The sequence below is a fragment of the Curtobacterium sp. ODYSSEY 48 V2 genome (genome assembly GCF_023712625.1).
Classification (GTDB): Bacteria; Actinomycetota; Actinomycetes; order Actinomycetales; family Microbacteriaceae; genus Curtobacterium.
The window spans coordinates 1-457 of record NZ_JAMAXX010000037.1; the positions used below are offsets into that span (position 1 = coordinate 1).

General features: G+C 66.5%; 1 protein-coding gene. It reads left to right on the forward strand.

The genetic code is table 11. From position 1 onward, the window contains the following. Positions 1-405, forward strand: a 405-nt coding sequence (locus M3666_RS16380) for a molybdopterin dinucleotide binding domain-containing protein (RefSeq protein WP_285841471.1), incomplete at its 5' end; no start/stop codon positions are given. Positions 406-457: the final 52 nt, after the last annotated feature.

The window sequence follows — 457 nt, forward strand, 5'->3', positions numbered from 1 at the left end:
CACTGGACCATCATCGAGGAGGCGGACGCGCAGCATCCGTTCCGGCTCGCGACGTCGCCGTCGCGCAGCTTCCTCAACACCAGCTTCAACGAAACGCCGTCGTCGCAGGCCCGCGAGGGCGCGCCGACGGTGATGATTCATCCCGACGATGCGGCCGCGCTCTCGATCGCGGACGGCGATGCCGTAACGCTCGGCAATGCGCGCGGTGAGACCACGCTGACCGCAAGTCTGTTCGATGGCGTCCGCCGCGGCGTGCTGATCGCCGAGTCGATCCATCCGAACAAATCGCATATCGGCGGTCGCGGCATCATCATGTTGACAGGGGCGGAAGCCGTCGCTCCGGTCGGCGGCGCCGCGTTCCACGACAACAAGGTCTGGATCAGGAAGGCGCCCGCCGTCGCATAATCCTGCTTGCAGTCGGCGCCGATCCTGCCGCAAATGTCGGCAGGAAACGGCG